Origin of the sequence: Kitasatospora sp. NPDC094015 (assembly GCF_040304075.1) — a bacterium.
Classification (GTDB): domain Bacteria; phylum Actinomycetota; class Actinomycetes; order Streptomycetales; family Streptomycetaceae; genus Kitasatospora.
In genome coordinates this window covers 58,555-72,268 of the sequence record NZ_JBEOUL010000025.1, presented here as the reverse complement: position 1 = coordinate 72,268, position 13,714 = coordinate 58,555, and the positions used below count along the sequence as shown (strand labels likewise).

Here is a 13,714-nt window from a genome sequence, read left to right as displayed (position 1 = left end):
TCCAGAGTCACCCCGTCGGCCGCACCCGACCCGCGCCGGGGCGGGCGCGGCACGCCGTGGACGACCTGCCGCGCGTGCCAGACCAGGTGCAGACCAGGTGGTGGAACAGGTACCCGGGCGTGATCGGATGCGACGGCCCGTACTCCACGAGCACCGCTTCAACTCCCCCCCCCGCGCTGTACCGCAGCTCACCCTCAGCATCGCGCTGATAGCTCCCCAGTACGCACAGCAGCATCATCGGCTTGTGCGGCGCCCGGACATCCCCACTCGCCCACCGCCGCAGCCGCGCCACCCGCCCCAACCAATCCACATCGCCCACGCCGGCTGCGCCGGGCTCACCCACGACCTGCACTCGGGCACCCCGGGCCCACCAACGACGGAAGGCCTGGTCAGAGTCTCTGACCAGGCCTTCCGTCTCTGAGCCGCCCGCGGGATTCGAACCCGCGACCTACGCATTACAAGATCATCGGGCTCCGTGGTGGTTGGTACCGGCACGTGCCCCATCGTGCCGTTTCACCTGATCACAGTACCCGCGGCTCGTTAACCGATCCCACCCCGTGTCATCTCGTTCAAAGGGGTCCGGCCGCACACCGGCCGCACATGCCCTGACCGTAGGCCCCCCCGAGTCTTTGTCCGGTTCCGACAGGCGCCACACACGGGCATGGTCAAACCGCGTGGTGTGAGGCGGTCGCCGCGCCGACGGTCGTGGGTGATTCCCGCTCGACCAGGACATCGACCACAATCTCGGCAGCATCCTCGCGATCGGGCCTTCGCCCTGATGGGTGGACACGCTGATACTGGATCTGCTTGATCCGGAGGAAGCGAGAACACCGCCGATGGCGATGAAGGACTACTCGGACGAGTTCAAGGCCGATGCCGTGGCCCTGTACGAGTCCACACCCAGGGCGACCTACAAGGACATCGCCGCTGACCTGGGCATCAACAGGGCGACGCTGCGTGAGTGGGTGCTGCGCTACCGCGACCGCCGCGCCGTCGCCCTCACCGACGCCCGGCAGGGCGGGACGGCGCCAGCCCGAGCAGGACAGTCGCCTGCGTCCACCGATCCCGACGAGCGGATCCGCCGGCTGGAGGCCCGGGTGGCCGAGCTTGAGGCGATCGAGCAAAAGCTGGCCACCGAGCGGGACATCCTGCGCAAGGCGGCCAAGTATTTCGCCGGCGAGACGAACTGGTGAGCCGCTTCCAGTTCGTCCATGACCACAGGGACACCTACGAGGTGAAGCGGCTGTGCGAGATCCTGGACGTCAACCGGTCCAGCTACTACAAGTGGCTGGCCGGGGCCGACGCCAGAGCCGCCCGCCGGCGCGAGGACCGGGTCCTGGCCGAACGGATCCGCCGGATCCACACCGACTCCGGCGGAGCCTACGGCTCGCCGAGGGTGACCGCCGAACTGCGCGAGACGGGTGCGCGGGTCAACCACAAGCGGGTCGCCCGGGTCATGCGGACCCACGGCATCGCCGGGATCCGCCTGCGTCGAAGAGTCCGCACCACCGTTCCGGACCCGGCCGCGACGGTCGTACCAGACCTGTTCCAGCGGGACTTCAACGCCCCGGAACAGGGACGCAAGTACATGGGCGACATCACGTATCTGCCCCTGGCGGGCGGGGATTTCCTATACCTGGCCACGGTGCTGGACTGCTTCAGCCGCAGGGTCGTGGGCTGGTCCATCGCCGACCACATGCGCACCGACCTGGTCGCCGACGCGCTGCGGATGGCGCCCGCGACGCGCGGTGGCCTGGACGGGGCGGTGTTCCACAGCGACCACGGGGCTCAATACGGATCGAGGGCCTTCACCGAGCTGTGCTCGGCCCTGGGAGTCACCCGGTCGATGGGCGCCGTCGGCAGCAGCGCGGACAACGCGGCCTGCGAGAGCTTCCACGCCTCCCTGAAACGCGAGACGCTCCAGGGCGCCCGTGACTTCGGCGACCCCGCCGGTTGCAGGAGGACCGTCTTCGCCTGGCTGACCCGCTACAACACCCGCCGCCGACACTCCGCCAACGGCCACCTCAGCCCCAACGAATACGAACGCCGACAGCACACCGCTAAGCTCACACTCGCCGCGTGACAACCAACCGCGTGTCCACCTTCACGGGCGAAGGCCCATCCGGTCCAAGGCTGACCTGTGGCCATTGGACACGCTCGACGGTTTCATCGGCACCTCACCTCCAGCCTTCCCCACCAGGTCCCAGTGGGTCCGCTCCTACGATGCACACTCGACCATCAACCGCAGTCTCCCGCACGAACGGTCGAGCATCATCGGTCATCGCCCGTCGGGCCTCCCCACGCCGTCCTCCGGTGGTACCGCCAGCACGTTGAACTGGCCACTTCCGGTGTCCTCCAGATGCAAGCCGAGACGTTCGACCAGACTTCTCAAATTCCCGCCACCCAGCAGCGCCTTGTACTGCTGCAGCCCCAATACGTCCTGGAACGTCTTGCCGAGCAGCAGAGAGCTGACCTTGGATGGCTGCTCCTGTTGGGCGAGGAGGGATACCACCAGCCCCCGCGCCGCGACACGAGGGTCCCTCCGTGCCTCCTCCTGAACCTCGTGTCGCTGCGCCGCACTCAGAACGGGCACCGCAGCAGTCGTCGGCTGCCTGACGGCCGCTACGCTCGGAGTCGCGAACTCGTCACGGTCTCGAGAAGACTCTGCCGGAGCAGGCGCAGGGCGAGCTTCCGACTTTGAGGCCACCCTTGGGTGCGGTGTCCCGCTCGGAGACTGGGCAAATGCTACGGACCAGGCACGCAGACCCTCATAGCTGAAGCCCAGGTAGAAGTCGACAGCCTCGTTGATGTCCCGATTACGCAGGAACTTGTCCTTCGGAACGAAGAAGGCCTCCAAGTGACCGTCAGCAACGGTGATCCAGCCGGACTGTGGACCATCGATCTCCTTGATATGGCCCCGTACCCGCATCAGCTTCTCCGAGTGCTGCCACAGCTTGGGTTCCTCCTGCCGCTCTCCCAACTCGGTGAAGTGCACCAACCGAGGGACACTTGGCTTCCCATCGCCGCCCTCACCCTTGCCGACCCACTCGTAGCTGTATTGTCGGCGGCTCTCCTTTGCAAGGCGCCTGGAGTCCGCCAGATAGCGCTCAGCCTCCCGGTGTGTCTGCTCGTCACCACGTAGCCAACGCATGAAGCGCAGCACGTAGAGGTAGTAGTTACTCTCGAGACTGGTCGGGCGATCGTGGCGCAGCCTCGCGAACCGCTCTAGCGCACGGAGTTCGTCGTATTCTTCCAGCGCACGGTAGCAATGGAACCAGGTCCGGGCGTCATGATCGTTCAGGCCGCCTTCGCTGGAAAATGCCGCGTCATACAGGGCGACAATCGAGCGTAGCGCGTCCGGGGCGGTCTTCTGCAAGCGCAATCCCTCCTCCCGAAAGAATGCTCGAGCCAAGACCAAAGCGGCGCCTGAATGCTGTCGGGAACTCGTCAGAATCGAACGCCACTCAGAGATAAGAGTGTCGATACCTCCGTACAGCGCATCCAGCTGCCGCTCGCACGTCAGGTGGTACGAACTGCGGTGGTAGCCAGCCAACTCCATGTCGAGCCGCTCCATTAGGGACTCGGCCAGCAGCAGTTGGCCGTCCGCCCACTCGCCAACCGCACCGCCAGCCTGCACCAGGCCGAGGTAGTTCTCCTGGGCCGAGATCCGAACGAGTTGGTTCAGCACGTCGGCGATCATCTGGACCGGGGTCACGTAGCCATGCTCGTCCTCTGCATCCAGCTTCCGGCCTTTGTCGAACGCCCACAGTGCACTGTCATAGACGTCTCGGATACTGGCTAGCGATTCGGCTTCGACGCCGCTTCCCGTTTGATAGCTCCTAATGCGACTCTTGACCGATTCGCGGCGCACTGTTCCCAGAGTATGAAAATGGATGGAGTCCTTCTCATGAGACAGCTTGATGGCCTTCAGCAGGTACTCATCAGCTTTATCGAAGCCATACTGCACCTTGTGCATGTGGTATCGCCCAAGGTGGTTCCAGAAGTGCGGCTCGGAAGGGCACCGCCGGGTGAGTTCGACGAGCACACGGTACGCCTCCTCATCCACCGGGATCTGCTGGATTAGTTCGGCGAATCGGCTCTGGGATGACCGTGTCGACCATTTGTCACGCCGGATGAACAAGTCCTGAAGAATTCGCCTGCCCTCCGTGTTTTCCGGGCCAAGGTGTCCGCAGACCTGGGAAATGAACTCCACCGAAAGGTCGGCAAGCCCATCTTTCCAAGGATGACCGTTGGCCGCCAGCAGCGACTCCAGAACCGTCTCGCCAACATGGGGGTGCAGCAGTCGCAACTCGCGCCGATCGTCCACGATCAGATGCCGCAGGTCCTCACCAAGAACATTCAGGAGATCGTCCTGGTAGCTGACGTTGGAGGCACTGGGATCTCCCCACTTTCCGGTCAGCCAGCGCCGGACCAGGGAATAGGGAAGTCCCCGCTGGGCATAGCGCGTCACGAGGGCTAGGTATTTCACCACCCGCAGCCGACGGTCATCAAGGTTGGCCAGATGACTCTCCACATAGCGCAAGGTGCCGGTGAAGTCGCTCTCGAACGCAGCCAGCCCGAAGTAGAACGGGGAGACCTGCTGATCGGGCACCTGCCCGGGTACCAACTTCTGCACCGCAGCGCGAGCCCGCGCATCCCTTGCTCGCAGGGAGTAGTTCAGCCGGAACTCGTGGGCCTCACCGTCGGTCATGGGTTCGGCCAGCGCATATGTGTGGTGGGGCGAGCGCCGATTGCTCCGGGTGACCCAGAGGACCACTGACGGAGTGTTCCACTGCTTCAGCCGGTGATGGAGATTCTCGCGCTCGCTCTGTGACACGTCGGCCGACTCGACCACCACCAAGACGGATCGCTGGGTCTGTCGGTAGACCTCGTCGATTCGCTCCACGGTGTCGGGGCCGTAGCTCTTGAGCAGGACTGTGGGGTGATGCCGGTGCAGGTCCCAGGCAACCCGTCGAGCCAGGGTCGTGCCGCCGGCTCCCGGCGAGTGAAAGATCTCTCGAATAGCAGAGCCATTGGTCTCCAGAATCGCCTTGACATCGTCCAGCAAGCGTTCGCTCGTCTCCCGCGGGATGTCGAGTCCGGCCTCTAGGTCGGACCACCTCGGCGGACGCCCGCGCCAGAACTCGTCGAGTGACTCCTCCCGCTGCTGGTCGGTCAGACATTGGGAATGCAACACCTCGAGGTCCGCCGAGAGCCGGACGATCCAACTACGCTCGACTTCGACCAGGGCCGTGCGGTCGGGCTCCCCTGGAGCGTGCAACACCCGGCCGGGCAGAGTGGCCTTTCCTGCAGACGAATCTGACCACTGTGGGTTGCCGAGTTCGGACAGAAGTAGGGCGAGATCAGCTCCCCCTCCAACGGCCGAGCTCACCTGGAGGCGGGCGCACGTCTCATAGTGGTCCTCGATGGCTTCCAGGACCCGACCAGTGCGCTCATCTGGCTCCTGTCCGACTGTCAGGCAGAGGACATCGACGGCCCTGTTGACGCTGCTACGGCTCTGCCGGTCGAGAAGACGATTGACAGCCGGCAGGTGACTGCGACGCCATTGCGGAAAGTCTGCCGCCCGGACCTCACCCCTGCTTTCCCAACCATCGGCCATAAGCCAGGGGACGAAACCAGGACTGGAGGTGACCGCCGAGTCGTTGAGGCCGTAGAGCGAGAAGTGACCCTCCGGCCTGGCTGGCCTAGGGAACGCAGCCAAGCCGCTCTTCTCGCTCTGGGAGTTCATGTCGATGACTGCGTTCCATCGTTGGGCCAGCAGCGCCGCCATGGCCGAGTCGGACACGCCTTGCTCGACTACCAGGTAGCGGTCGACACCGTTGTGTGAACCGGCAAGGAACGGTCTGATCCGCTCGGCCAGTTCCTGCCTGGACCATGAGGTTGATTCGTCGAGAGTCTGACTCGGCGAGATCGGCTCGGCGGCCGATACCGCTCCCACCCACCCTTCAAGCAGACTGTGCCAGGTGCTGGCGTGATAGGTCTTCAGCAACAGCCGACAGACCCAGGCGGCCACGCGGTACGCACTGACCCTCTCAGGGACGGACATGTGCTTCGCAGCGTAGTTCAGCGCCGCGCCGAGCCTGGCCAGGAGGTACTGGTATTCCAGTGAGTCAGTTCGTCGAGCCTGGTCCTGCCAGATCGTCTCATTCACCGCGCGCCTGATACCACGCACGACGTCGACGAGTGGCTGATCCACCAGTTCCAAGGGCCCCTCGATCGGTACATCGTCGCACTCACCGAGCACCTTCAGGGACAGCTCCCGGCCGTAGCGAGACTGCATGGTCAGCAGCGCCGCCACCTCCAGGTATGCCTGGTCATACAGCAACGGTGCCGATTTGCCCCAGGCGACATCGATCAACCAGTACGCGGCCCGGTTGCCCCGTGTGCGGTCCAACAGGACGTTCCTCAGGTGGAGGTCTCCGTGGCAACAGCCGTACAGGATCGCCTCGGTCACCTCAGCCGCTCCATCGGAAGCAGCGCCAAGGCGGCCGGCTACAGCCAACGGATCCGGCAGCACCTCTCCGGACAGCAGGAAGGTGTCGGCCGACACGCCTGCATGGCTACGGGCCTCGCGCAACGCCTCGCCGCGCCCACCATTGAGGAAGTCCCGTCCCAGCCATTCCTGAAGCACTTCCCAAGCAGTCATCATCTGTCGGTCGGCCCCTCGGGCCAACTGAGCATGCAACAGTTCTCCGCTGACGGTGGCGCATGCCTCCACGAAGTAACGGCTGTCGGCCACTTCTGCCTCGTGCACGCCACGCAGGCCGCCCCCAGCGATCTCGTACAGATCAACAGACAGGTCGTCATCCGTCTCAGTCGCTACGAGCGCCGGCACGTGTGCCTCGGAGAATTCACGAGGCAACGCCTCGCTGAAGCGTCGATGGGCATGGCTTTGCCGATTCCCGTCCGTGCGCCTCGACGCCTTGACGATGTACTTGCCCTCATGGGCCGGGTCCCCGGTACGCGACAGGTCGCAGGTGGCTACCAAGGCCTCTGTGTAACCGCCAGTCAGCTCTTTCAGGAAGCCGACGGACGTGGCAGCGCCGAAGCGAAGCTTCAAGATCTCAGTGATGCGCTCGCGAAACGGAATCTGCGAGGCTTCGTCGGTCCGTCTGGCACTCTCTGACCCGTTGTCCGCCATGCCCCAGACGGTAGAACAAGTGCGGCGACTTCGTGGGGGAGACGCGGCGATCCACCCCGTGTCTCGTCGTCACGGAGACTGAGTGACCCCGAGATCGACGCGCATCTCACGGCGCAGCTCGTGCAAGAGGCCGCGTGCCGCGTCCAGGTGGGTGCGGATCTGCTGCTCGCTGTCCTGTTCACGCGGGGCCCCGCGGTGGAGACGCTTGAGGATCCCAAACGCCTGGTTGAGCTCACGGTTGGTAGCTGCCGCAACAGTCAGGACCGGGTCCGGAACGATCATCTGAGCCCCCGCATACGAGGCCCGGTACTGGACGCGTACCTCGTCGAGTTCGGACGTCTGCGCGTTCGCGCTCCGTTGACTCTCCGCTCCCGACGAAGGCAACTGATGAAGGCTGTCGCTGAGGGCGCCGAAATAGCGGCGCGCTGCCTGGTTCAGCGCAACGTAGCTCGCCCGACGCGAGTCCCGTTCCCGCTCTGCAACGCGGGAGCTCTCTTCAGCATGCTGCCGACGCTCGCCGTCCAGCCGCTCCGCCGCCAGCGCTCGCTCGCCGCTGCGCTGGGTCAGCCACGTAGCACAGAGGGTCCCAGAAACACCGACAATTGCAGCAATCAGTGCCTCCACCAGTGACTCCCTCCACACCACGGCGCCGCCCGAAGCATACTCGGGCTGGTGTGGGAAGCGGAAGTATAGGCGTTGGATGCAGTCCGTTTTGAGGGTTTATGTTGATCAAACAGTAGGGCCGAAACTCCTGGGCATCCACGGTGACGCGCTCCACCAGATGATCACCGACAATGACGAACGAACCAGGGTCCTGATGCTGACCAGCGCGAGGGCTCGAGAGTCGTTCCGCAAGCGCCGCACCGACCGCTGACATCTCGGCGGGGAAGGTCACGACTCACAAGCCCTGGCACACCTTCGACTGCTCATTGTTGGCCCCCTACCACAGCAACCTCCATGGCCACGTCCGCCAGCCCGCCACCGACGGTCCACCCAGCAGCTACCCTGCAGCGATGGCCGCACAATGGCCGCACATCGCACCCGACAGTGCGTCAGATAAAACGAGATGTGCCACAAAGCCGCAGGTCAAAGGGGTCACTCGGAAGATCGGTGGCGCCAACCAACCGACGACCTACGCGTTGCGATGCGCAGAGCCCAAGTGCCCAATTGGCCCAATTCCCACGGTCAACGAAACGAGAAAACCCCAGGTCAGAGGCCTGACCTGGGGTCTTCCTTGGAGCCGCCTGCGGGATTCGAACCCGCGACCTACGCATTACGAGTGCGTTGCTCTGGCCAACTGAGCTAAGGCGGCACCGCTGCCGGGCTCGCTGCCTGCCCCGGAGGGTTGAGCTTCGCACCAACAACGCGGGTCAGTCTACACAGTTTCCGACCCTGCTCAGTACCGGCCCCGGCCGCGGCGGGGTCAGGCGGAGGAGACCGCCAGCTTGGCGGCGAAGCCGGCGAAGAGGACCGCGACGCCGCCGGTGAGGCCGGCGGAGAGGCGCTTGCGGCGGCGGAAGGCGTTGGCCAGGGCGGTGCCGGCGAAGATCAGCATGGAGAGGTAGAGCACGCTGAACGCCTGCAGGATCCCGCCGAGCAGCGCGAAGGAGAACACCGGCTGCCCGTAGCCCGGGTCCACGAACTGGGTGAAGAACGAGAGCAGGAAGAGGATGGCCTTCGGGTTGAGCAGGCTGATGACCAGCGCCCGCCGCATCGGCCGCTCGGTGTCCGCGACGACGGACGCGGCCTCGGCCTCGGCCGGCTCCGCCCCGACCACCGCGGCGGCCGCCGCCCGCCGCTCGCGCCACAGCTGCCGGGCCGCCCGGAGCATGCCGAAGCCGATCCACAGCAGGTAGGCCGCGCCGCCGAACCGCACCACCGCGAACACCGCCGGGTTCGCCTTCAGCAGCGAGGCGGCGCCCAGCGAGGTCAGGCTGATCAGCGTGAAGTCACCGATGAACACACCGGTGGCGGCCCGGTAGCCGGTGCGGACACCCTTGCGGGCGGCCACGGAGAGGACGTACAGCGAGTTCGGGCCGGGCAGCAGAACGATCACCAGGGCGCCGAGGATGTACGTCGCGAGGTCGTTGACTCCGAGCACGGGTGCGCTCCTACAGCAGACGCGGGGACGAGGCGCACCATGCTAACCAGAAGGACCGTGGACCCGAAACGCTCCTGTCCCCCGCCCTCGGCCTCACTTGTCGCAGCGCGTCCCGTCCGCCGGAGCGTCCCCGCCCAGCAGGTAGCCGTTGACCGCCGAGTCGATGCAGTCGCTGCGCCGCCCGTACGCGGTGTGCCCGTCGCCCTCGTACGTGAGCAGCCGCCCGGACTCCAGCTGGCCGGCCAGCGAGCGGGCCCAGTCGTACGGGGTGGCCGGGTCGCGGGTGGTGCCGACCACCACGATCGGGCCGGATCCGGCGGCGCGTACGGTGTGCGCCGCGCCGGTGGCCTTGACCGGCCAGTACGCGCAGCCCAGCGCCATCCACGCCATGTCCCGGCCGAACTGCGGCGCCGCGTGCTCGAACTCCGGCACCGCGGCCTGCACGGCCGCCGGGTCGGCGAAGGCCGGCGGCAGGTCGAGGCAGTTGACCGCCATGTTGGCGAACATCAGGTTGGGGTACGAGCCGTCGGACTGCCGCTCGTAGTAGCTGTCGGACAGCTTGAGCAGCGCGCTGCCGTCCCCCGCCTTGGCATCGCCGACGGCGCTGCGCAGCTGCGGCCAGAGGAACTCGGCGTACATCGCCTGGATCGTCCCGGTGGTGGCCAGCGACTCGGTGAGCGGGCGGCCCGACCCGGTCGGCAGCGGGTGCCCGTCGATCTGCTGGAACAGCGCGGACAGCTGCCGGCCGACCTCCTCCTCGCTGGTTCCGAGCGGGCAGTCCTCGCGCTTGGCGCAGTCCTTGGCGAAGGCGGTCCAGGCCGTCTCGAACCCGGCGGCCTGGCCGCGGTTGCCGGCCACCGCGTCCAGCGACGGGTCCATCGCGCCGTCCAGCACCATCCGTCCGACCCGGCTCGGGTAGAGCCCGGCGTAGGTGGCGCCGAGGAAGGTGCCGTAGGACTTGCCGAGGTAGTTGAGCTTCTGGTCGCCGACCAGGGCCCGCAGCACGTCCATGTCCCGGGCCGCCTCGACCGTGCCGACGTGGCCGAGCAGCGCGCCGGAGTGCTGGCGGCAGCCCTCGGCGAACTCCTTGTCGGCCGCCACCAGGGCGTCGACCTCGGCCTGGTCGTCGGGGGTGATGTCGGTGGCGGTGAAGGCGTCCATCCGGTCACCGGCCAGGCAGCTGACCGGGCTGGAGCGGCCGACCCCGCGCGGGTCGAGACCGATCAGGTCGTAGCCGGCCCGGATCTTGGGGTCGAGGCTGAGGGAGGCGCCCTCCATGTACTCGACGGCGGAGCCGCCGGGCCCGCCCGGGTTGATCAGCAGCGAGCCGCGCCGCTCCCCGCCGCCGGTGCTGCGCTTGCGGGCGGCGGTGAGGGTGAGGTCGCCGGCGTCCGGGGCCGCGTAGTCGAGCGGCACCTTGAAGGTGGTGCACTCGAAGTCGCCGTCGCAGCTCTGCCAGCCGAGCTGCTGGGAGTAGTAGCGGCCCAGCGCGGGCGGGATCTCGGCGGGCAGTGGTTCGAGCGGGGTCACGCCGGGGGCCGCCGCGGGCGAGGCGGCGCGGCCGAAGCCGTCCGCGGAGGAGCCGTTCACCGGCGAGGTCGCGGCGCCCGAACTGCAGCCGGCGGCCAGCAGCAGGCTCGCGGCGGCGGCCACCGGGGCGAGCCTGCGCAGGGGCCGGTGGGGCCTGGTCGCTCGCATGGTCTGTCTCCCTCGGGGCCGCCGGTAGGGGACGCCGGCGCCGTTCGCGCCGCTCCGCCCCGGGCCGGCCGGGTGATGATCACCCGTCGGCCCTCCCGAGCCTAGCCGCAGGCGCCCCGGCCGGTCGGGGACGGCACCCGTACGGGGCCGGGCAGCACCCGGACGGCCCGCGCAGGGAAGCCGGGACACCCGAACGGCCGGGCAGCGCCCCGGTCACGCCGGCTTGGCCAGCGTCTCCGTCAGGTACTGCACCGCGATCCGGACCAGCCGCACCCGTTCCCGGTCCGGCGCGAAGTCCTGCACGATGTCGGAGATCCGCACGTCGGCCCCGGCCGACCGGCCCTTGCCGCCGCGCAGGGTCGACTGGAGCTTGCGCGCGGCCGCCAGCCCCGGGGCGTCGCCCTTGGCGGCGGCGAGCAGCAGCCGGGCGGTGGCGGTGCCGGTGCTGTCCGCGCCCGCCGCGGCCAGCGCGGTCGCGTCGTACCGGCCGGAGACCGCGGCGGCGGCGCCGTACAGGTCCGGCCTGGTCAGCCCGGCCGCCGCCGCACAGGGCGCCCCGCCCTCGACCCCGAGCACGCCCCAGCCGGGCCCGGCCGGAGCGGTGCGGAAGGCGCCGGTCACCGCGGCACGCAGGGCTGCGTCGTCCGCGACGGCCTGCGGGGCGGCGGCGACCAGGTCGCAGGGGTGGCCGGTGCCGTTCGGTGCCTCGGGGGCGACCACCACGAACGGCTTGGCCTTGCCGAGCTTCACCGCCGAGGAGACGCCTTCGAAGATGTCGGGCAGGTCGGCGTCGGCGGTCCGGCCGGCGGTGCCGGAGTGCAGCACGATCACCGGGAACACCGCCTTCGGGTCCGCCTTGTACTCGGCCGGCACCCAGACCCGGACCTTGCGCGGCCGCCCGTCGGGGGCCGCCACCACCGCCTCGGCCAGGTCGCCGCCGGCCGGGTGCCCGACCGATTCGAAGTGGGTGACCACCGGGGGCAGCTCCGGGGTGGCGGCGGCCGTGGACGCGGCCGGCGGCGCCGCCGGTCTGGGGGTGTCGGCGGCGGGCGCCTCGTCGGCCACGCTCCGGACGGGCCGGCCGCCCAGGGCCACCACCACGGCGAGCGCGGTGACGCACATCCCGCAGAGCACCGCTCCCCCGGCCCGCAGCAGCATCGGCCGCTGCTCGGCGGCGAGCTCGTACGTCTGGGCGGCCCGCAGGTCGCGCCAGCGCAGCAGCGCCGCACGGGCCAGCCAGCCGCCGGCCAGCGCCGAGACCACCAGGGGCACCACGAGGAGCGGACGGAGCATGGGCGCACCACCTCGGAGGAGGACCGGCCGCCGGTACCACGGCGGGCTCAGCCCTCAGGGTGCGGGACGAGCCCGCCACGCGGGCCCGGGCCGGACGGGCGGCGGGCGACGTTCACTCGAACGAGGGAGCCGACCCTCCGTCACCCGGTCCCGGGGCCCGGGGACTGGGGACCGGGACGGAAGCGGTGTTCCGGCTCAGCCGGCGCGCAGCGCCACCGTCATCGCCTCGACCGCGAGCAGTGGGTCGACGTTGCGGTCCAGTGCCTGCCGGCACTCCAGCACCGCCTCGATCCGCCGCAGCGTCTGCTCGGGCACCCCGGCCCCGGCGACCTTGCCGATGGCCGGCCGCTGGTCCTCGTTGGCCAGCGGGCCGGTGGCGCCGAACTGGACGGCGAGCACGTCCCGGTAGAAGCCGAGCAGGTCGCCCAGGGCGGTGCCGAGGGTCTCCCGGCGGGTACGGGTGGCCCGGCTCTTCTGCCGCTTCTCCAGTTCCTTGACGGCGCCGGCCATCCCGCGCGGCGCCCGGCTGCCCTCGGCCGCCCCGTAGGCCGCCCGCAGGTCGTCGGTCTCCTTGGCGTCGCGGGTCTCGGCGAGCGCGTCCGCGTCGGCCTTGGCGGTGTCCACCAGCCGCTGCGCGGCCATCAGGCAGCCGCCCAGGTCGCCGACCTCCAGCGGGATCCGCAGCACGTCCGCCCGCCGGGCCCTGGCCTGGTCGTCGACGGCCAGCCGGCGGGCCCGTTCGATGTCGCCCTGCCCGGCCAGCGCCGCCATCCGCGCGGTCTGCGGGTCGACGCCGTCGCGGCGCATCAGCATGTCCGCGACCGCCTCGGCCGGCGGGGTCTGCAGGACCAGCAGCCGGCAGCGCGAGCGGATGGTCGGCAGCACGTCCTGGACGGAGGGGGCGCAGAGCAGCCAGACCGTCCGGGGCGAGGGCTCCTCGACGCCCTTGAGCAGGGCGTTCGCGGCGGCTTCGGTGAGCCGGTGGGCGGCGTCGACCAGGATCACCGACCAGCGGCCGCCGGTCGGGTAGCTGGAGGCGCGCAGCACCAGGGCGCGCATGTCGCCGACGCCGATGGACAGGCCGTCGGTGCGGACGTACTTCACGTCGGCGTGGCTGCCGGCGAGCACGGTGTGGCAGCCGTCGCAGAAGCCGCAGCCGGGGGTGCCGCCGAGTTCCAGGTCGGGGCTGGTGCACTGGAGGGCCGCGGCGAACGCCCGGGCCGCGGTGATCTGCCCGGCACCCGGCGGGCCGGTGAACAGCCAGGCGTGCGTCATCAGCGAGGCGTTGGTGCCCGGCTGCGGGCCGGTCGAGCCGCGTCCGGCCAGCACGGTCGCCCGGGCGGCGCGGGCCGCCGCCTCCAGCTGCTCCACCACCCGCTCCTGGCCGACCAGGTCGTCCCACACACTCACGCCGCGCTCCCTGCCGCCGACCCCGCCTGACCATCGAGCCTAACGCCCGG

8 protein-coding genes and 1 tRNA gene are annotated in these 13,714 nt (G+C 68.9%); 1 reads left to right on the top strand and 8 read right to left on the bottom strand.

Going from position 1 to position 13,714, the window contains the following annotated elements:
• Positions 1–7: 7 nt before the first annotated feature.
• Positions 8–292, bottom strand: coding sequence for a hypothetical protein (locus ABT014_RS25705; RefSeq protein WP_502895100.1), 285 nt, complete (start codon positions 290–292; stop codon positions 8–10).
• Positions 293–836: 544 nt separating this feature from the next.
• On the opposite strand from ABT014_RS25705, the gene ABT014_RS25700 reads away from it, so the two are divergent.
• A protein-coding gene (locus tag ABT014_RS25700; RefSeq protein ID WP_502895099.1) for an IS3 family transposase occupies positions 837–2,083 on the top strand; the annotation gives its coding sequence in 2 pieces (ribosomal slippage) (positions 837–1,173 and positions 1,173–2,083; 1,248 coding nt in all).
• 195 nt (positions 2,084–2,278) lie between these two features.
• Here ABT014_RS25700 and ABT014_RS25695 read toward each other — a convergent pair.
• From ABT014_RS25695 to ABT014_RS25665, 7 genes are all read right to left on the bottom strand, one after another.
• The gene (locus ABT014_RS25695) at positions 2,279–7,162 is read right to left on the bottom strand and encodes a P-loop NTPase (RefSeq protein WP_350641543.1); all 4,884 of its coding nucleotides are present in this window, start codon (positions 7,160–7,162) and stop codon (positions 2,279–2,281) included.
• Positions 7,163–7,231: 69 nt separating this feature from the next.
• Positions 7,232–7,786 carry a hypothetical protein gene (locus ABT014_RS25690; RefSeq protein ID WP_350641542.1) on the bottom strand — a complete coding sequence of 185 codons (555 nt, stop codon included), beginning with the start codon at positions 7,784–7,786 and terminating at the stop codon, positions 7,232–7,234.
• Between the two features lie 611 nt (positions 7,787–8,397).
• Positions 8,398–8,474: transfer RNA gene (locus ABT014_RS25685), tRNA-Thr, on the bottom strand.
• A 111-nt stretch (positions 8,475–8,585) separates the two neighbouring features.
• The gene (leuE, locus tag ABT014_RS25680; RefSeq protein ID WP_350641541.1) at positions 8,586–9,263 is read right to left on the bottom strand and encodes a leucine efflux protein LeuE; all 678 of its coding nucleotides are present in this window, start codon (positions 9,261–9,263) and stop codon (positions 8,586–8,588) included.
• Positions 9,264–9,356: 93 nt separating this feature from the next.
• Positions 9,357–10,961 (bottom strand): alpha/beta hydrolase, encoded by a 1,605-nt coding sequence (locus ABT014_RS25675; RefSeq protein ID WP_350641540.1) that lies wholly within the window; start codon positions 10,959–10,961, stop codon positions 9,357–9,359.
• Positions 10,962–11,174: 213 nt separating this feature from the next.
• The gene (locus ABT014_RS25670) at positions 11,175–12,254 is read right to left on the bottom strand and encodes an alpha/beta hydrolase (protein ID WP_350641539.1); all 1,080 of its coding nucleotides are present in this window, start codon (positions 12,252–12,254) and stop codon (positions 11,175–11,177) included.
• A 195-nt stretch (positions 12,255–12,449) separates the two neighbouring features.
• The gene (locus ABT014_RS25665) at positions 12,450–13,664 is read right to left on the bottom strand and encodes a DNA polymerase III subunit delta' (protein WP_350641538.1); all 1,215 of its coding nucleotides are present in this window, start codon (positions 13,662–13,664) and stop codon (positions 12,450–12,452) included.
• Between the last annotated feature and the right edge of the window lie 50 nt (positions 13,665–13,714).

What these genes read in the sequence shown, in the direction of transcription:
- ABT014_RS25675 (WP_350641540.1), bottom strand. Translation starts at nt 10,961, where the DNA reads ATGCGAGCGACCAGGCCCCACCGGCCCCTGCGCAGGCTCGCCCCGGTG.
- ABT014_RS25670 (WP_350641539.1), bottom strand. Translation starts at nt 12,254, where the DNA reads ATGCTCCGTCCGCTCCTCGTGGTGCCCCTGGTGGTCTCGGCGCTGGCC.
- ABT014_RS25695 (WP_350641543.1), bottom strand. Translation starts at nt 7,162, where the DNA reads ATGGCGGACAACGGGTCAGAGAGTGCCAGACGGACCGACGAAGCCTCG.